The organism is Streptomyces sp. NPDC104831, from assembly GCF_055583025.1.
Map to the genome: position 1 here is coordinate 23,731 of NZ_JBVJOT010000038.1, position 17,997 is coordinate 41,727.

Here is a 17,997-nt window from a genome sequence, read left to right on the forward strand (position 1 = left end):
TGTTCAAATACCGAACACGGCGGCGTAGGTTCCGCTCTGGATCAGTTCGCGCAACGAAGCGAGTTCTCATGCAAACCCCCACATACGCCCCCACCCTGGCGGCGGAGCTACGGCTCCCCACCAACTGGCTGGACTACGCGATCCTGGCGATCTACTTCGTCGTCGTCCTCGGCATCGGCCTCGCCGCCCGCCGCTCCGTCAAGACCAGCCTCGACTTCTTCCTCTCCGGACGCTCGCTGCCCGCCTGGATCACCGGCCTCGCCTTCATCTCGGCGAACCTGGCGGCCACCGAGATCCTGGGCATGGCCGCCAACAGCGCCCAGTACGGCGCCTACACCGTCCACTGGTACTGGATCGGCGCCATCCCCGCCATGGTCTTCCTCGGCCTGGTGATGATGCCCTTCTACTACGGCAGCAAGGTCCGCTCGGTCCCCGAGTTCCTGCTGCTGCGCTTCGACAAGGCCGCCCACCTGCTCAGCTCGGCGCTGTTCGCGTTCGCCGCGGTGCTGATCGCCGGCGTCAACCTCTACGCCCTCGCCCTCGTGGTCGAGGCCCTGCTCGGCTGGCCGAAGTGGGTCGCCATCCTCGTCGCCGGCGCCCTGGTGCTCGGTTACATCACCCTGGGCGGCCTGTCCTCGGCGATCTACAACGAGGTGCTCCAGTTCTTCGTCATCCTCGCCGCGCTCATCCCCATCACCGTGCTCGGCCTGAAGAAGGTCGGCGGCTGGGACGGCCTGACCGACAAGCTCACCGCGCAGCACGGCGCCGACTTCACCACGGCCTGGGGCGGCACCGGCATCGGCGAGGCCAACCCGCTCGGCGCCAACTGGCTCACCATCGTCCTCGGTCTCGGCTTCGTGCTCTCCTTCGGCTACTGGACCACCAACTTCGCCGAGGTGCAGCGCGCCCTGTCCGCGAAGAACCTCTCCGCCGGGCAGCGGACCCCGCTCATCGCCGCCTTCCCGAAGATCTTCATCGTCTTCCTGGTGATGATCCCGGGTCTGGTCGCCGCCGCGCTCGTGCCGACGATCGGCACCGCGAAGTCCGGGCTCCAGTACAACGACGCCATCCCGTACCTGATGCAGGAACTGCTGCCCAACGGCGTGCTCGGCATCGCCGTCACCGGTCTGCTGGCGGCCTTCATGGCGGGCATGGCGGCGAACGTGTCGTCGTTCAACACGGTGTTCACCAACGACATCTGGGCGAAGTACGTGGTGCGCGGCCGCGAGGACGACTACTACGTGCGGTTCGGCCGGCTGATCACCGTGATCGGCGTCTGCGCCTCGGTCGGCACGGCGTTCCTGGCGTCCTCGTTCTCGAACATCATGAGCTACCTCCAGACGCTGTTCTCCTTCTTCAACGTGCCGATGTTCGTCGTCTTCATCGTCGGCATGTTCTGGAAGCGCGCGTCCGCCAAGTCCGGCTTCTGGGGCCTGCTGGCCGGCACCACCGCGGCGATGATCAACTACTTCGTCTTCTACAAGAAGGGCATCCTCTCCATCCCCTCCGACCAGGGCGCCAACTTCGTCTCCGCGATCGCGGGCTTCGTCGCCGGCGCGGTCGTGATGATCGCGGTGTCCCTGTTCACCAAGCCGAAGCCGGCGCAGGAGCTGGAGGGCCTGGTCTACGGCACCCGCTCCCCCGGCATGTCCGAACCGCCCGCCGAGGGCGACGACGCCTGGTACCGCAAGCCGGCCCTGCTGGGCTGGGGCGCGGTCGTCCTGGCCGCCGTCTGCTACGTCCCGTTCTCGTTCTGACGCGGGAGGATCGAGGAAACCATGACCGAGCGTCCCGAGCACCGTCCGCCGCACACCACCGAGCACGACGTCCAGCGGGAGGTCTCCGAACTGGAGACCAAGTCCGCGACGGCGGCGCGCATCTTCGACCTGCGCCGCATCATCGGCGGGCTGTTCGTGGTCTACGGCGTCATCGTCACGATCGCGGGCATCACCGACTCCCAGGCCGCGATCGACAAGGCCGAGGGCGTCAACATCAACCTGTGGACCGGAATCGGCATGCTGCTGCTGGGGATCTTCTTCCTGGCGTGGCTGAAGCTGCGGCCCACTCCGCCACCGGTGCCGGTGGCCGAGGAACCGGCGGAGGAGCACCCGGGTAGCTGACGCCGTACGCCGGCCGCGGGGGCCGGTCGCCCCCGCGGCCGGCCCGGCTATCCCCGGGCCGGCCCCCGGCGCGGGCCCGCCCGCTCCAGCAGGCCCGTGCGGGCGGCCAGGGCCGCTGCCTCCAGCCTGGAGCCCACGCCCAGTTTCATCAGGACCCGCTGGACGTGGGTGCGGGCCGTGCTGGGGGCGATGCCCATGCCCGCCGCGATCAGGCGGGTGTCCTCGCCGTCGGCGACCCGGACCAGGACCTCCACCTCGCGCGGGGTCAGCATCTCCAGCAGCCGCTGGGCCTCGTCATCGGGCTGCGCCGCCGGGTTCAGCAGCTCGCCGAACGCGCCCTGGAGCAGTTGCGGGGCCACCGCCGCCTCCCCGGCCCGGGCCTTCATGAGGGCCCGCTCGACGCCCTCGATCCGCTCGTCGTGCCGTACGTACCCCGACGCGCCCGCCGCGAAGGCCGCCGCGATCCCGCGCGGCGACGGCACCGGGCCCAGCACCACCACCGCGACCTGCGGACGCTCCCGCTTGATCCGGACGATCGGGTCGAAGACGCCCGGCTCGGCCGGGGCCGCCGTGCCCAGCAGGCACACCTCGGGCGCCCGCGCGATCACCAGGTCCGCCGCGCCCGCGGCCGGTGCCGCCGCGGCGACCACGCGGTGCCCGCGCAGCTTGAGCGCCGACGCCAGCGCCTCCGCGAGCAGGCGGTGGTCGTCGACGACCATGAGCCGCACTCCCATAGAGCAACCCCCCCAGTCCCCCCGGCACCCCCGCGCTTCATGCCCCCGGAAGCTACACGCTTGTTCGACGTCGCGCTGCCACTCCAGATGAGAAGTGCCCCGGATCGATGAAATCCGGGGCACCGCAAGGCAGTTCACTCGTTCAGGCGAGTCCGGAGACGGCGCCCGCGCCCGGTCAGCCGCCCGTGCCGAACGCCATCACCAGGTACTCCTTGTCGTACGTCCGGTTGGGCTTGTGGGCGAACTGCGCCGCCATGTACAGGCGGCCCTTGCCGAAGAGCAGCTCGGCGTACTCCGGCAGCAGACTGGTCTCCGCCTCGTGCACGGTGCGCTCGGCGGGGTTCTCCAGCAGCTTGGCCTCCTTGAAGGTGCCGCCGTCGATGCTGACGACCTGGCCGCCCTTGTTGTACGGCGGCGCCTTGTAGGCCAGCAGGTTGCCGCCGTCCATGCGCAGCGGGGAGATCGTGTAGCCGTCGCCGGCCTCGGCGCGCTGCCCGGTCGGCTTGCCGCTCCGGAGGTCGAAGGCGACGATCTCGTTCGTCCTGCTGTACTCGGCCTTGCCGTCGTGCGGCTCGGTCATCAGGTACAGCCTGCCGTCGCCGGCGACGACCTGGTTGCAGCCCTCGACGCGGGTGATGCCGTCGCAGCGGCCCCCGTAGGTGTCGCCGGGCGCGGCGATGCGGGCGAGCAGCCGGCCGGTCTCGTGGTCGATGGAGAAGTAGTCCGAGACCCCGCTGCCGTCGCCGGCGGCGTCGCCGACGTCGGCGGCCACCACCAGCGGGTCGGTGGAGACGACGGACGCGTAGTCGACGCCGTCGGGCATCCGGTACTCGGAGAGCACCTTGCCGGTCTTCGGGTCGATGGTCTGGATGTGCAGCTTCCGGTCGTCGTACGAGCCGCACTTGCGGACCGCGACCAGCCGGGTGCCGCCGCCGTACCCGGCGTCGGCGCAGGTGTCGCCCGGCTTCGGCTGCCACAGCGCCTTGCCGGAGTCGATGTCGAACGCGGCGCCGCCGTCGGAGCTGCCGACCGCGACGGTGTGCTGGGCCACCGTCACGTTCTGGAAGGTGACCGGGTAGTCACCGGAGGCGACCGACTTGGTCCACAGCCGCTTTCCCGCGGCGAGGTCGATCGCGGCGACCTGGCTGCATCCGGCGGAGGAGCCCTTCGCGGGCATCTTCGGCTGGAAGGTGACCGCCGTCCGGCCGTCCTCGTCGACGTGGTCGGCGGCCGCGCAGACCGGGCCGGGCAGCTTGACCGTCCACAGCTCGGAGCCGTCGGCCGGGTCGTAGCCGACGACCTCCGCGATGCCGCTCTTGGCGTACACGGTGTCGGTCAGCCAGGAGCCGGAGGTGACGACCGTGTCGTCCGTCTTGGGCAGCGGCACGTCGAAGAGCACCTTGGCGGCCGGATCGTCCGGCGCCTTCTCCTTGCCGCCACCGCCGCCGGTGCCGCCGGTGCCGCCGGTGTCCCCGGAACCGCCGCCCGTGCCGCCGGTCCGGCCGGCCGAGGAGACGGGGTCGTGGGCGTGGCCGTCGTCCCCGGCGGACGTGGCGTACCAGACGCCGCCGCCGACGATCAGCGCGATGGCGACGACCGCCGCCACCACGATGAACACGGTGGTGCCGCGCCGTCCGCCGCCCGCCGTGGGCGGCGGCGCCACCGGCGCCATCGGCGCGGTCGGCAACTGTCCCGGCCCCGGATACCCGTATCCCGGCTGCACCCCCTGCGGGGGCTGCGCGGGCTGGGCGTAGGGATTGCCCGGCTGGGGGGCGTACGCCGGGGGCTGGACCGGCGGCTGCTGGGCGCCGTAGGCCGGGGGCTGCTGGGCGTAGGGATGGGGCTGCGCGCCGGGCGGGCCGTATCCGGGTGCCGGCGGCTGGGGCGGGTGGCCGTAGCCCGGCTGGGGCGGCTGCGGCGGGTGGCCGGAGCCCGGCGGGGGCGGCTGATGGGGTGGCGGCGGGGGCGGCTGGGTCATGGCGACGGGAACCTCGGTGGAACGCTTGGCGGACGGGCGGCGGAGGGGACGGGGGAAGGCGGGACCTGGCGCCGGCTCAGTTGCCGAAGGCCATGATCAGCTTCTCCTTGGAGTCGTCGTCACCGGACAGCCGGCCCGAGGAGACGAACAGCCGCCCGCCGCTCCAGTCGAGGACACCGTCGTAGAAGGCGCCCTCGACGCCGGCGGCGCCCTGGGGGTTGCGCAGCAGCGCGGTCGTCCGGTGCGCGGAGCCGGCGGTCGGCACCGACACCACCTGGCCGCCCGTGTCGTACGACGGCTGCACGTACGCGACGAGCTTGCCGCCCTCGGTCTTCAGCGGGTACATCGGCCGGTCGGACGGGGACTTCACCCGCCACTTCTCCTTGCCGTCGGCGAGGCCGACGGCCACGATCTCGTTGGCGCTGACGGTGGCGTCGGTGGGCAGGTAGAGCGTGTCCGCGTCGACCGCGACCCCCTGGCAGCCCTGCAGCTCGCGTTCGAGGATCGCCCAGCCGCAGCGGGGGGCGAACTTCTCGTCCACCGCGACCTCGGAACGGAACTTGCCGTCCTTGGTGAAGGAGGAGATGTTCCAGGTCTTCTTGTCGCGGTTGGTCAGGTAGACCACGAGCGGGTCGACCGAGTAGGTGCGGCTGACCTCCCAGCCCTTCTTGAGCTTCTGCGTCCAGCGCACCGCGCCGTTCGCCGGGTCCAGCTCCTGGAGCTCCTCGTGCTCGTCGGAGGTGCCGACGCCGCAGGAGGACACCTGGACCAGCCGGTCGGTGCCGCCCGCGAAGGCGGCCGGGAAGCAGGCCGCGCCGTACCGCTTCTTGTCGTACAGCTTCTTGCCGGTGCCGATGTCGTACGCCGTGCCCGACTGGGAACGGCCCACCATCAGCGTCTTTCCGCTGACCGTCAGCTCGATGGTGAGCGCGCTGTCGAACAGGCCGCCGTCGGCGACCTCGCCGCTCCAGCCCTTCTCGCCGGTGCGCAGGTCGATCTGCTGGAGCTGGTTGCACTTGGCGTGGTCGCCGGCGCCGCTCATGTACGCCACGACGACCTTGTCGTCGGCCGACTTGTGCGGGGTGACCGCGCAGATCTTCTGCGGCAGCGAGAGCGGCCCCCAGGCGGTGCGGCCGTCCTCGGTGCCGAAGGCGAAGACCTGCTTGTACGCCGCCTTCACCGCGGTGTCGCCGGTGATCCACATGCCGGGCGCGTCGGCGCCGGACGCGGGGGCGTCGGGGGCCGGCGCGTACCAGAGCACCCTGGCCTCGCCGGGCCCGCGCCCGTCGTTGAGGTGGTCCGGGTCCGCGCCGCCGGAGGCCGTCGGCGAGGCGGTGGCGGAGTGCACCGGGCCGTCGCTGTGCCGGGCGACGGGCTTCTTCCCGCCGCCGCCCTCGTCGTCGCCGCCGGTGACCGCGAACACCGTGCCGCCTATGACGAGCAGCGCGGCGACCGCGGACCCGATGATCAGGGCCGTCTTCTTCCTGGAGGCCGGCGCGGCCCCGGGTATGCCGGGCGCCGTCCCGGGCATACCCGGGTACGGCGGCTGGGGCGGGCCGTAACCGGCCTGCGGGGCACCGTACGGGCCCGGCTGCTGCGGATGCCCGTAGGGGCCCGGCTGCGGCGGGCCGTAGGGCCCCGGGGCGGTCCCGTACGGGCCGGGCTGCTGCGGGTAGCCGTAGCCCGGCTGGGGCTGCGGGGGCGCGGCGGGCGGCTGGGGCGCGCCGTATCCCGCCGGGGCCGAGGGCGCCTGCGGGGCGCCGAAGCCGGGAGGCCCGGCGGGGGGCTGGGGCGCGCCGAAGGCGCCCTGCGGGGGCGGGGGTTCGGGGGCGCCGAAGCCGCCCGCGCCCGGCGGCTGGTCCTGTGGTGCTCCGAAGCCGCCGTGCGGCGGCTGGTCGGGCGGCTGGGTCATCAGCGCTCTTCCCCCTCGTTCACTGATTTCTAGCCATGCCCCGAAGCACGCGACGGACGCCTCTGGGCCGTTTCTCAGACGGTTTTCAGACGGCTCTTTCTATCACCCGGCACCGACGGCACACGGGGCCGCGCCCGCCCCTGTTCCCAAGGGAGGACCGGCCCGTGATGTCCTCGTTACGCGCCTTCACGTCCCCTTCACCCAGCGCACGCGCCCGCTCCGCGCGCCGGGTGCGGCATCAGGCGTCCTCCGCCAGTTCCAGCCAGCGCAGCTCCAGTTCCTCGCGCTCCCCGGCGAGATCCCGCAGCTGGGCGTCCAGTTCGGCCACCTTCGCGAAGTCGGTGGCGTTGTCGGCGATGAGCGCGTGCAGCTTGCCCTCCTTCTCGGAGACCTTGTCCAACTGGCGCTCGATCTTCTGGAGTTCCTTCTTCGCGGCACGCTGGTCGGCGGCGCTCTTCTCCGTCGTGGCCGCCTTGGGCGCCGCGGCGGCGGTCCGCTCGGCGACCGCCTCCTCCATGCGCCGGCGCCGCTCCAGGTACTCGTCGATGCCGCGCGGCAGCATCCGCAGGGTGCCGTCGCCGAGCAGGGCGAACACCCGGTCCGTCGTCCGCTCCACGAAGAACCGGTCGTGGGAGATGACGACCATCGAGCCGGGCCAGCCGTCGAGGACGTCCTCCAGCTGGGTCAGGGTCTCGATGTCGAGGTCGTTGGTGGGCTCGTCCAGGAAGAGGACGTTGGGCTCGTCCATGAGCAGCCTCAGCAGCTGGAGCCGCCGCCGCTCGCCGCCGGAGAGGTCCCCGACGGGCGTCCACTGCTTCTCCTTGCCGAAGCCGAACGTCTCGCACAGCTGCCCGGCCGTCATCTCGCGCCCCTTGCCGAGGTCGACGCGCTCGCGGACCTTCTGCACGGCCTCCAGCACCCGCCAGGTCGGGTCGAGTTCGGCGACCTCCTGGGAGAGGTAGGCGAGCCTGACGGTCCTGCCGACGGAGATCCGGCCCCCGGCGGGCTGCTCCTCGCCCTCGGTGCGGGCGGCGGCGGCCATGGCGCGCAGCAGCGAGGTCTTCCCGGCGCCGTTGACGCCGACCAGGCCGATCCGGTCGCCCGGACCGAGCTGCCAGGTGACGTGCTCGAGCAGCACCTTCGGCCCGGCCTGGAGGGTGATGTCCTCCAGGTCGAAGACCGTCTTGCCGAGCCGCGAGGAGGCGAACTTCATCAGCTCGCTGCTGTCCCGGGGCGGCGGCACGTCCGCGATCAGCTCGTTGGCGGCCTCCACCCGGAAGCGCGGCTTGGAGGTCCGCGCGGGCGCGCCGCGCCGCAGCCAGGCCAGCTCCTTGCGGATCAGGTTCTGCCGCTTGGCCTCCTCGGTGGCGGCGATCCGCTCGCGCTCGGCGCGCGCGAAGACGTAGTCCGAGTAGCCGCCCTCGTACTCGTACACGTCACCGCGCTGCACGTCCCACATGCGGGTGCAGACCTGGTCCAGGAACCAGCGGTCGTGGGTGACGCAGACCAGCGCCGAGCGCCGGCTCCGCAGGTGCTCGGCGAGCCAGGCGATGCCCTCGACGTCGAGGTGGTTGGTGGGCTCGTCCAGGACGACCAGGTCCTGTTCCTCGATGAGCAGCTTGGCCAGCGCGATCCGGCGCCGCTCGCCGCCGGAGAGCGGCCCGATGACGGTGTCCAGCCCCTTGGGGAAGCCCGGCAGGTCCAGCCCGCCGAACAGTCCGGTGAGCACGTCCCGGACCTTGGCGTTGCCGGCCCACTCGTGGTCGGCCATGTCGCCGATCACCTCGTGGCGGACGGTGGCGGCGGGGTCGAGGGAGTCGTGCTGGGTGAGAACGCCGAGCCGCAGCCCGCCGGAGTGCGTGATCCGTCCGGTGTCGGCCTCCTCCAGCTTGGCGAGCATCCGGATGAGGGTGGTCTTCCCGTCGCCGTTGCGTCCGACGACCCCGATCCGGTCCCCTTCCGACACGCCGAGCGAGACGCCGTCCAGCAGGGCACGGGTGCCGTAGACCTTGCTGACGTTCTCGACATTGACCAGGTTGACGGCCATTTCACTCCTGTGCGCGGGGCGGTATCGACATGCGGCTCCACCGTGTGGGTCAGCCTTCTAGCGTAGGGCTTCGGGGGGTGGGGGCGGGGAGTGAGGGGGCGGTCACTCTTCGTGGTGACGTGGTCGGGACGCAGCACCGCGTCCACTGGCCGGTGCCGCCGCAGGACGGCTACACCGTGGACGACCTGGCCGGGACAGGCGTCCCGTCGTCCAGGTGTACGAACGTGGTGAGGCGACCGGCACGTACGCGTTGACCGGCATCCATCACGACCGTGTCAAGTCGTCCGTGCCCTTCGGCATCGACGTCGACCTGACTGCCATCGACGGGTTCCGACCCCCTAGAGAACCGTCGCCCCCGCCACCGGCCCCGCCGCCACCCGTACCGCCCCGCACGTCCCCGACGCCCGCAGGGCCTCGGCCACCTGCTGAGCCGCCCCGGCGTCCCGCACCAGGAACGCCGTCGTGGGACCGGACCCGGAGACCAGCGCGGCCAGCGCGCCCGCGCCGCGTCCCGCCGCCAGCGTGTCCGCCAGCTCCGGGAACAGGGACAGCGCCGCCGGCTGGAGGTCGTTGAAGACGGCCGCGGCCAGCGCGTCCGGGTCGCCCTTCGCGAGCGCGGCCGACAGGTCCGGCGAGGCCACCGGCTCCGGGATCTCCCGGCCCTGTGCGAGCCGGTCGAACTCGCGGAACACCGCCGGGGTGGACAGGCCGCGCCCGGCCATCGCGAACACCCAGTGGAAGGTGCCGCCGACCTCCAGCTCCGTCAGCCGCTCGCCCCGCCCGACGCCGAGCGCCGCCCCGCCGACCAGGCTGAACGGCACGTCGCTGCCCAGCTCGGCGCAGATCTCCAGGAGTTCCTCGCGCGAGGCGCCCGTGCCCCACAGCGTGTCGCACGCGAGCAGCGCGCCCGCGCCGTCCGCGCTGCCGCCCGCCATGCCGCCGGCGACCGGGATGTCCTTGGCGATGTGGAGGTGCACGTCCGGCTCGATGCCCCGGCGCGCGGCGAGGGCGAGCGCGGCGCGCGCGGCGAGGTTGGTGCGGTCCAGCGGGACCTGGCCGGCGTCCGGGCCCTCGCAGGTGATCCGGAGTTCCTCCGCCGGGGTCACCGTCACCTCGTCGTACAGGCCGACGGCGAGGAAGACGTTGGCCAGGTCGTGGAACCCGTCGGGGCGGGCGGCGCCCACCGCGAGCCGGACGTTGACCTTGGCCGGGACGCGTACCGTGACGCTCACTTGCCGCTCTCCTTGTGTTCGGCGTGCTCGGCGATCCGCGCGAACTCCTCGACCGTCAGGGACTCCCCGCGCGCCTGCGGCGAGACCCCGGCCGCGACGAGGGCCGCCTCGGCCGCCGCCGCGGAGCCGGCCCAGCCGGCGAGCGCGGCCCGCAGGGTCTTGCGGCGCTGCGCGAACGCCGCGTCGACCACCGCGAAGACCTGCTTCTTCGAGGCGGTCGTAGCGATCGGCTCGGTCCGCCGGACCAGGGACACCAGTCCGCTGTCGACGTTCGGCGCCGGCCAGAACACGTTCCGGCCGATGGCCCCGGCGCGCTTCACCTCGGCGTACCAGTTGGCCTTCACGGACGGCACGCCGTACACCTTGTTGCCGGGGGCGGCGGCGAGCCGGTCGGCGACCTCGGACTGCACCATCACCAGCGTCCGCTCGATGCTCGGGAAGGTGTCGAGCATGTGCAGCAGCACGGGCACGGCGACGTTGTACGGCAGGTTCGCCACCAGGGCCGTCGGCGCGGGGCCGGGCAGCTCGGCGACGTGCATCGCGTCGGAGTGGACCAGCGCGAACCGGTCGGCGCGCCCGGGCAGGCGCGCGGCGACGGTCGCCGGGAGGGCCGCGGCCAGCACGTCGTCGATCTCGACGGCGGTGACCCGGTCGGCGACCTCCAGCAGGGCGAGGGTGAGCGAGCCGAGCCCGGGGCCGACCTCCACGACCACGTCGTCGGGGCGGACCCCGGCGGTACGCACGATCCGGCGGACCGTGTTGGCGTCGATCACGAAGTTCTGGCCGCGCTGCTTGGTGGGGCGGACGCCGAGCGCCGCCGCGAGCTCACGGATGTCGGCGGGGCCGAGGAGGGCGTCGGGGGTGGGGCTGGTCACGGGACAAGGGTACGGGGGTGCGGGAGGCCGGGGTGCCAGGTACCCGGCCCCGGCCGTGGGCCGGCCCGCGGGACTACCCCCGCAGCCTCGCGCCGCAGAGCGGCCAGGGGCTCGTCCCCCGCCGTACGTACAGCTTCTTCGCGCGGAACGTCTGCTCCTGCGGGGAGGCGTCCTGGGGGCGGCCCTTGCCGCCGAGGCCGTGCCAGGTGCGGGTGTCGAACTGGTAGAGGCCGCCGTAGGTGCCCGAGGGGTCGACCGCGTCGGGGCGGGCGCCGGACTCGCAGACGGCGAGGGCGTGCCAGTCCAGGTGGTCGGCGTCGTGGACGGAGGCGGGCCGCGGCCGGGTGCCGACCCTCACCACCTGGGTGCGGGGCGCGCGCACCAGCTCGGTCCGCTCCGGGCGCGGCCGCTGCCGGACGCCGTTGACGGTGCGCACGTAGTAGACGGTGCGGCGCAGTCCGGGGCGGCCGGGCCGGGTGACGACCTCGGTGCCCTGGAAGAGGGCGGGGTCGGTGATCCGTACGGCCGAAAACGGGATCTGCTCCTCGTGGACCTCGCGCCGGCCGGTCACCCGCAGCACGGTCACCGTCTGTCCGTCGCGCGGGAAGCCGTCCCCGGGGACGGACAGGGTGTCCTGGCCGCGCAGGGTGATCCCGGCCTGCTCGACCACCTCCCGGACGGTGGCCGCGTTGGTGCGGACGAGGCGGGTCCGGCCGTCCGCCATGACGGTGACGGCGCGCTCGGTGCGCACGTCGAGCGCGAGCCCGGCGCGTCCGATGCGCTGGGAGCGCGAGGCGGACAGGTAGGCGCCCTCGGCGCGGACGCCCAGCTGGTCCAGGGCGCCCGCCACGGTGCGCGCCGTCGTCCACACCTGCCGGCTCCGGCCGTCCAGGGTGAGCCGTACGGGGCGGCCGTAGCGCACCGCGACCTCGTCGCCGCTGGTGAGCGCCGTGCCGGGGGCGGGCGCGACCATGTCGTGCGCGCCTACGCGCACGCCCTCCTCGGCGAGCAGCTCGCCGACGTCGTCGGCGAAGGTGTGCAGGGTGCGCGGCCGGCCGTCGACGCTCAGCTCGATCGCCTTGTCCTTGGCGACGAAGGCGCTGGTGCCGCCGGCGAGGAAGGCCACGACCAGGGCCTGCGGCAGCAGGCGGCGCACGGCGGATTCCGGCCGCTCCCCGCCGCGCGCCCGGCGCCGGCGCGCGCTCCGCCCGCCCGGTTCGCCGGCCTCGTCCTCCGCCCGGAGGTCCTTTGCGCCGTGCCCGCGCGCTCCGTCCCCCGGCGGCGCGCTCCCGCCCTGCCGCGGCAGGGCGGGCGGCTCGCCCGCCCGCGCGTGCGCCGGCAGTTCCCGCACCGCCGGGCCGCCCGGGGCGCCGGGGCGGTACGCCTCGTACGTCTCGTACTGGGACTTGCTCACGCCGACACGCTCCAGTAAGGCCAGAGGGGTCCGGATCGGGCCACCAGAACCTAGCGGAGCGGCGGTCGCTCTCCAAAGCGGCACGACTACGCACGGTCGCGTCCCGCGGGCGCCCGGCGGGGTGGTCGTGACGGTCAGTAGCCGAAGGCGCGGGCGGTGTTCGCGGCCAGGGCCGTCGCCAGCGCGTCCTCGTCGATGCCGCGGACGGCGGCCATCGCGCGGACCGTGACCGGAACGAGATACGGCGCGTTGGGCCGTCCGCGGTACGGCGCCGGGGTGAGGAACGGCGCGTCGGTCTCCACCAGGACCAGGTCCAGCGGGGCGACGGCGAGGGCGTCCCGGAGGTTCTGGGCGTTCTTGAAGGTGACGTTCCCGGCGAAGGACATGAAATAGCCCTCGCGGGCGCAGATCCCGGCCATCTCGGCGTCGCCGGAGTAGCAGTGGAAGACGGTGCGCTCGGGGGCGCCCTCCTCCTTCAGGATCCGCAGCACGTCGGCGTGGGCGTCGCGGTCGTGGATGACGAGCGCCTTGCCGTGCCGCTTGGCGATCTCGATGTGGGCCCGGAAGGAGCGTTCCTGCGCGGCCTTGCCCTCGGGGCCGGTGCGGAAGTGGTCGAGGCCCGTCTCGCCGACGCCCTTGACGTGCGGCAGCGCGGCCAGCCGGTCGATCTCGGCGAGGGCCTCGTCCAGCGCCGCGTCCCCGCCCGCCGCGCGCGCCCCCTGCCGGGACCCCCCTCCCCCGGGATCACCGTGGACGATGCGCGGCGCCTCGTTGGGGTGCAGGGCGACGGCGGCGTGGACGTTCTCGTGCGCGGCGGCGGTCTCGGCGGCCCACCGCGAGCCCTTGACGTCGCAGCCGACCTGCACGACCGTCGTGACGCCCACCGAGGCCGCCTTCGCCAGGCCCTCCTCGACCGTGCCGGACTGCATGTCGAGGTGGGTGTGGGAGTCGGCGACCGGCACCCGCAGGGGTGCCGGAAGCGGCGGGGCTGCGTTCTTGTCGTGCTTGGCGTTCTTTTCGTTCTCGTCGTTCTTGCCGTCGCCCTTGGGGCTGTGGCCGGCGTTCGAAGGCATGTCCCGATCCTACGAAAGGGGCAGGCCGCGGCCGGCCGGTGCTCCGCTCAGCCGGCCTTGCGGTGGAACGGGTGCAGCAGGTCGGACAGGTGCCAGTGGTGCGACGGGCCGGCCCGGTCCGGCACCCGGGGCGCCTCGACCGGGCCCGCCGCCGGCACCCGGTGCGGTCCGTCGGCCGCGGCGCGCACGGAGGCCACCTGGCCCGCGCGCATGATCCGCACGAGGTGACCGTCGCAGTTCTGGCAGACCGGCCGGGTCAGCGGCGACGGCACGATCCGGCCGTCGGCCACGTACCGCACGAACCGCTCCCCCTCGGCGTTCGTGTGGTGCTCTATGGCGTACGACTGCTCCCAGCCGTGTCCGCAGCGCATGCAGGCGAAGGCGTACGACGCTATGTCACTCATGCCGGCTCCCTTTCGGAGGGGTGCGTTCTCGCCCAGTGGACGCCTCCCGTGGCGCGAATGCATCCGTCCTGCCGACTGTTGGCCCCGATTTGGCCCCTACTTGCCCAAGCGGGCCGATTGGGACGAGTGGGCTTTGCCCACCAGGACGGCACTTTGCCGGCGTATGGGGGCGCCGCCGGCGGCGCCACCCGGCGGAGCGGCCGTCAGCCGCCGGCCCGCTTGGCGGCGACCACCGCGTCGAAGACCACCCGCTTCGGCAGCCCCGCCGCCACCGCCACCGCCGCGATCGCCTCCTTGCGCCGCTCCCCGGCCTCCTCCCGGATCCGGACCCGGCGCACCAGTTCCTCCGCGTCCAGTTCCTCCGGCCCGGTCTCCGGCGCGCCCTCGACCACCACGGTGATCTCCCCGCGCACGCCCTCCGCGGCCCACCGCGCCAGCTCGGCCAGCGGGCCGCGCCGCACCTCCTCGTAGGTCTTGGTCAGCTCGCGGCAGACGGCGGCCCGCCGCTGGGCGCCGAAGACCTCGGCCATCGCGGCGAGGGTGTCGTCGAGCCGGTGCGGGGCCTCGAAGTAGACGAGGGTGCGCCGCTCGGCCGCCACCTCGCGCAGCCGGGACAGCCGCTCGCCGGCCTTGCGCGGCAGGAAGCCCTCGAAGCAGAACCGGTCCACCGGCAGCCCGGACAGCGCGAGCGCGGTGAGCACGGCGGACGGGCCGGGGACGGCGGTGACCCGGATGTCCTGCTCCACGGCGGCGGCGACCAGCCGGTAGCCGGGGTCGGAGACGGACGGCATGCCGGCGTCGGTCACCAGCAGCACGCGGGCGCCTCCGGCCAGCTCGGCGACCAGCTCGGGGGTGCGGGCGGACTCGTTGCCCTCGAAGTAGGAGACCACGCGGCCCGTGGGGGTGACGCCCAGCGCCTGGGTGAGCCGGCGCAGCCGCCGGGTGTCCTCGGCGGCGACCACGTCGGCCGCGGCCAGCTCCTCGGCCAGCCGGGGCGGCGCGTCCGCGATGTCGCCGATGGGGGTACCTGCCAGGACAAGGGTTCCAGTCACCCGTCCATCCTCCCAGGGCTCCGGGGTGCCCGGGCACGCGGAGGAAAACGGCCGTGACCGGATTCGGTGGCGCGCATGCGCGGGACTCGCACAGGCCGGTTCCCTACGATGGCGCGGTGACCAGTACCGCGTCCTCCATGGACCTCCGGCAGGGCCGGGCACCGCACGACCGGCGGCCGTCGTGGCAGCAGCGGCTGCGCCGATTCGGGTACGCGCCGGGCAAGGACGCGCCGGCCGGTGACGTGCGCGACCGGCTGGTGCCGCCGTACGCGCAGCCGAGCCCCCGGCTGTGGCGGGCGCTGGGCGCCCCGCCGGTCCTGGCGGAGCGGATCACGCGCTGGTCGGGCTGGGGCGGGCCGCTGCTGGTGACGCTGGTGGCGGGCCTGATGCGGTTCTGGCACCTGGGCAGTCCCCGGGCGGTGATATTCGACGAGACGTACTACGCCAAGGACGCCTGGGCGCTCGTCCACCGCGGTTTCGAGGTCAGCTGGGACCAGTACGGCAAGAACGCCAACGACATGGTGCTCCAGCAGCACGGCGGCCTGGCGGTGCCGACGGACCCGGCGTACGTGGTGCACCCGCCGGTCGGCAAGTACGTGATCGGGCTCGGGGAGTTGCTGTTCGGGTTCGACCCGTTCGGCTGGCGGTTCATGACGGCGCTGCTCGGGACGCTGAGCGTGCTGCTGCTGTGCCGGATCGGGCGCCGGATGTTCCGCTCGACGTTCCTCGGCTGCCTGGCGGGCGCGCTGATGGCGGTGGACGGGCTGCACTTCGTGATGAGCCGGACGTCGCTGCTGGACGGCGTGCTGATGTTCTTCGTGCTGGCCGCGTTCGGCGCCCTGGTGGTCGACCGGGACCGGGCGCGGGAGGCGCTGGCCGCCGCGCTGCCGGCCGGGCCGGACGGCCGGGTGCGGCCGGACGCGGCGGTCGCCGACGCCTTCCGGTTCGGCTGGCGCCCCTGGCGCTGGACGGCGGGGGTGATGCTGGGCCTCGCGGTGGGCACGAAGTGGAACGGCCTGTACGTGCTGGCGGCGTTCTGCGTGCTGACGGTCCTGTGGGACGTCGGCACCCGCAAGGTGGCCGGTGCCCGTCACCCCTACCTCGCGGTCCTCAAGTACGACACCGGGGCCGCCTTCGTGGCGACGGTCCCGGTGGCGCTGGTGGTCTACCTGGCCTCCTGGACGGGCTGGATCCTGTCCCCCGCCGACGGCACGGGCGGCTACTACCGCAACTGGGCGGTCACCGACGGCAAGGGCGGCACCTGGTCCTTCCTGCCCGACTGGCTGCGCAGCCTGTGGCACTACGAGCACGAGGTGTACAAGTTCCACGTCGGTCTCGACCAGCCGCACACCTACCAGTCGAACCCGTGGAGCTGGCTCGTGCTGGGCCGCCCGGTGTCGTACTTCTACGAGTCGCCCGGCCCCGGCACCGACGGCTGCCCGGCGGACGCGGGGCAGAAGTGCGCCCGGGAGGTGCTGGCGCTCGGCACGCCGCTGCTGTGGTGGGCGGCCTGCTTCGCGATCGCCTATGTGCTGTGGCGCTGGGCGCTGCGCCGCGACTGGCGGGCCGGCGCCATCGCCTGCGCCGCCCTGGCCGGCTACCTGCCGTGGTTCCTGTACCAGGAGCGGACGATCTTCCTCTTCTACGCGGTCGTCTTCGTGCCGTTCCTGTGCCTGGCGGTGGCGATGACGACCGGCGCGATCATCGGCCCGCCGGGCTCCACGGACACCCGCCGGGTGATCGGCGCGACGGCGGCGGGCGTCCTGGTCCTCCTGATCGCCTGGAACTTCATCTACTTCTGGCCCATTTACACGGGCACCGCGATCCCCATCGACTCGTGGCGGTCGCGGATGTGGCTGGACACGTGGGTTTAGCCGGGCGGTGCCGGGCGGGCCCGGGCTGGGGCACAATCGGGCGTGTTCGGCGCGGGGGGCAGGGGGCCTGGCGCGCTGTGGTGACGACACAGCCTGGGGGAAGCAGTTGCTGCACGGCGGGCCCATCCCGATTCCGGGTCATCTCACGCTGCCCGCGGGGCGGCAGCGCATCTTCCGGCGGCTGCGCCGGGCCTGGCGGTCGCGCAAGGCGCTCAAGGGCGTCACCCAGTGGATCCTGGACTGGGGGCTGCCGCTGCTCGCCTGTCTGGGCGCGCTGTACGTCTTCGCGGCGCGGGCGCAGAGCCCGAGCGGGGTCTACCGGGTCTTCGCCATGATCGACGCGCCCCGGCACCTGCCGTTGTGGCTGGCGTCGCTCGTGGGCTGGCTCCTCGTTCCCGCCATCATCGGCGGGTTCGCCGGTCATGTGATCGCCGAGCGCATCAGCCGGGCGAAGTCGATCTCGACGCACACCCTCTTCCGGCAGCGCAGGCTGCGCCAGCGGCTGCGTCCGCCCGGCCTCATCGACAACCTGGCCGCCTACTTCCACGGGACCGTCGCCCAGCAGGACTTCGTCGACGCCTGGGTGCGGGTGGCGCACCGCAACGACTGGGCCCGGGCCCAGGACCACTGGGAGGTCTTCGTGCGGGACACCATGTCGACCCAGCAGTACGCTCACCTGGACCGCCACGAGTGCCTGCGGCAGGTGCAGAGCGCGGCGAAGATGGCGCTGCGCGTCACGGCCCGGAGCAGCGGACTGTGCGTCGTGTGCGAAAGGAGGCGGTGAGCCGTGCGTTCCGACGACGCGGTGGAGATCATGCGGGCCTCGCTGGCCCTGGCCTTCCCCACGGCCAGCGCCGAGGGCCTGACCCGGGCCGCGGAGACGCTGATCCGCTGGGGCTCGGAGGACGTCGAGGACCAGCTCGACCAGGAACTGATCGCCCGGATGCTGCTCGACCTGCTCGATGTCGCCGGGGTGGAGGTCGAGGAGTTCCGGCCCGCGGAGGGGGACTGGAACGGGGAGATGCTCCAGGGCATGGCGGCGCGGTACCGCACCTGGTCGCACTCCGACGCCATGCTCCCGCTGCCGTTCCTGCCGAGGCCCCCGGACGAACCCCGGGGCCCCGGTGACCCCGGCGACCCGTTCCGGCCACCGCGTCCGGGCGGCCGCTGAATCGAGTCACGGTTCGAAAACTCCCGTCCCAAGCGCACCACAACCGCTTACAGTGCTCCCGCATGCCGAATTGAACATGTTCAACAGGCTGAACGGGAGGGGGATCCGCGT

15 protein-coding genes are annotated in these 17,997 nt (G+C 73.3%); 5 read left to right on the forward strand and 10 right to left on the reverse strand.

Annotated features, from left to right (window positions below):
* Positions 1-68 precede the first annotated feature (68 nt).
* Positions 69-1,757, forward strand: coding sequence for a sodium:solute symporter family protein (locus tag ACZ63H_RS24650; protein ID WP_469868414.1), 1,689 nt, complete (start codon positions 69-71; stop codon positions 1,755-1,757).
* Between the two features lie 21 nt (positions 1,758-1,778).
* On the forward strand, positions 1,779-2,120 hold the full coding sequence (locus ACZ63H_RS24655) for a hypothetical protein (RefSeq protein WP_469868416.1): 342 nt from the start codon (positions 1,779-1,781) through the stop codon (positions 2,118-2,120).
* Positions 2,121-2,167: 47 nt separating this feature from the next.
* Here the strand turns inward: ACZ63H_RS24655 and ACZ63H_RS24660 are convergent, their stop codons facing one another.
* The 10 genes from ACZ63H_RS24660 to rsmI form a co-directional block, all read right to left on the reverse strand.
* Positions 2,168-2,854 (reverse strand): helix-turn-helix transcriptional regulator, encoded by a 687-nt coding sequence (locus ACZ63H_RS24660; RefSeq protein ID WP_469868418.1) that lies wholly within the window; start codon positions 2,852-2,854, stop codon positions 2,168-2,170.
* A gap of 175 nt (positions 2,855-3,029) precedes the next feature.
* Positions 3,030-4,832 carry an outer membrane protein assembly factor BamB family protein gene (locus ACZ63H_RS24665; protein ID WP_469868420.1) on the reverse strand — a complete coding sequence of 601 codons (1,803 nt, stop codon included), beginning with the start codon at positions 4,830-4,832 and terminating at the stop codon, positions 3,030-3,032.
* 76 nt (positions 4,833-4,908) lie between these two features.
* A complete protein-coding gene (locus ACZ63H_RS24670; RefSeq protein WP_469868422.1) occupies positions 4,909-6,744 on the reverse strand; it encodes an outer membrane protein assembly factor BamB family protein in 1,836 nt (611 codons plus the stop codon).
* A 238-nt stretch (positions 6,745-6,982) separates the two neighbouring features.
* Complete coding sequence (locus ACZ63H_RS24675) at positions 6,983-8,791, reverse strand: ABC-F family ATP-binding cassette domain-containing protein (RefSeq protein ID WP_469868424.1); 1,809 nt, start codon at positions 8,789-8,791, stop codon at positions 6,983-6,985.
* A 338-nt stretch (positions 8,792-9,129) separates the two neighbouring features.
* Complete coding sequence (locus tag ACZ63H_RS24680; protein WP_469868426.1) at positions 9,130-10,023, reverse strand: 4-(cytidine 5'-diphospho)-2-C-methyl-D-erythritol kinase; 894 nt, start codon at positions 10,021-10,023, stop codon at positions 9,130-9,132.
* Positions 10,020-10,898, reverse strand: coding sequence for a 16S rRNA (adenine(1518)-N(6)/adenine(1519)-N(6))-dimethyltransferase RsmA (gene rsmA, locus ACZ63H_RS24685; protein WP_469868428.1), 879 nt, complete (start codon positions 10,896-10,898; stop codon positions 10,020-10,022). The genes ACZ63H_RS24680 and rsmA overlap by 4 nt, the downstream gene beginning before the upstream one ends.
* 73 nt (positions 10,899-10,971) lie before the next feature.
* On the reverse strand, positions 10,972-12,312 hold the full coding sequence (locus ACZ63H_RS24690; protein WP_469868430.1) for a ubiquitin-like domain-containing protein: 1,341 nt from the start codon (positions 12,310-12,312) through the stop codon (positions 10,972-10,974).
* Between the two features lie 134 nt (positions 12,313-12,446).
* Complete coding sequence (locus ACZ63H_RS24695; protein ID WP_469868432.1) at positions 12,447-13,385, reverse strand: TatD family hydrolase; 939 nt, start codon at positions 13,383-13,385, stop codon at positions 12,447-12,449.
* Positions 13,386-13,432: 47 nt separating this feature from the next.
* Positions 13,433-13,789 (reverse strand): hypothetical protein, encoded by a 357-nt coding sequence (locus ACZ63H_RS24700; RefSeq protein WP_469868434.1) that lies wholly within the window; start codon positions 13,787-13,789, stop codon positions 13,433-13,435.
* 203 nt (positions 13,790-13,992) lie between these two features.
* A complete protein-coding gene (gene rsmI, locus ACZ63H_RS24705; RefSeq protein ID WP_469868436.1) occupies positions 13,993-14,841 on the reverse strand; it encodes a 16S rRNA (cytidine(1402)-2'-O)-methyltransferase in 849 nt (282 codons plus the stop codon).
* A 116-nt stretch (positions 14,842-14,957) separates the two neighbouring features.
* Between rsmI and ACZ63H_RS24710 the strand changes: the two genes are divergently transcribed.
* The 3 genes from ACZ63H_RS24710 to ACZ63H_RS24720 all read left to right on the forward strand — a co-directional run bounded on the left by ACZ63H_RS24710 (position 14,958) and on the right by ACZ63H_RS24720 (position 17,886).
* On the forward strand, positions 14,958-16,715 hold the full coding sequence (locus ACZ63H_RS24710) for a dolichyl-phosphate-mannose--protein mannosyltransferase (RefSeq protein WP_469868438.1): 1,758 nt from the start codon (positions 14,958-14,960) through the stop codon (positions 16,713-16,715).
* Between the two features lie 106 nt (positions 16,716-16,821).
* A complete protein-coding gene (locus tag ACZ63H_RS24715) occupies positions 16,822-17,499 on the forward strand; it encodes a DUF6313 family protein (protein ID WP_469868440.1) in 678 nt (225 codons plus the stop codon).
* Between the two features lie 3 nt (positions 17,500-17,502).
* On the forward strand, positions 17,503-17,886 hold the full coding sequence (locus tag ACZ63H_RS24720) for a hypothetical protein (protein ID WP_469868442.1): 384 nt from the start codon (positions 17,503-17,505) through the stop codon (positions 17,884-17,886).
* The last annotated feature ends 111 nt before the right edge of the window (positions 17,887-17,997 follow it).

Excerpts from the sequence above, each read along its gene's own strand:
- ACZ63H_RS24650 (WP_469868414.1), top strand. The coding sequence starts at position 69 with ATGCAAACCCCCACATACGCCCCCACCCTGGCGGCGGAGCTACGGCTC.
- ACZ63H_RS24655 (WP_469868416.1), top strand. The coding sequence starts at position 1,779 with ATGACCGAGCGTCCCGAGCACCGTCCGCCGCACACCACCGAGCACGAC.
- ACZ63H_RS24660 (WP_469868418.1), bottom strand. The coding sequence starts at position 2,854 with ATGGGAGTGCGGCTCATGGTCGTCGACGACCACCGCCTGCTCGCGGAG.
- ACZ63H_RS24665 (WP_469868420.1), bottom strand. The coding sequence starts at position 4,832 with ATGACCCAGCCGCCCCCGCCGCCACCCCATCAGCCGCCCCCGCCGGGC.
- ACZ63H_RS24670 (WP_469868422.1), bottom strand. The coding sequence starts at position 6,744 with ATGACCCAGCCGCCCGACCAGCCGCCGCACGGCGGCTTCGGAGCACCA.
- ACZ63H_RS24675 (WP_469868424.1), bottom strand. The coding sequence starts at position 8,791 with ATGGCCGTCAACCTGGTCAATGTCGAGAACGTCAGCAAGGTCTACGGC.
- ACZ63H_RS24695 (WP_469868432.1), bottom strand. The coding sequence starts at position 13,385 with ATGCCTTCGAACGCCGGCCACAGCCCCAAGGGCGACGGCAAGAACGAC.
- ACZ63H_RS24700 (WP_469868434.1), bottom strand. The coding sequence starts at position 13,789 with ATGAGTGACATAGCGTCGTACGCCTTCGCCTGCATGCGCTGCGGACAC.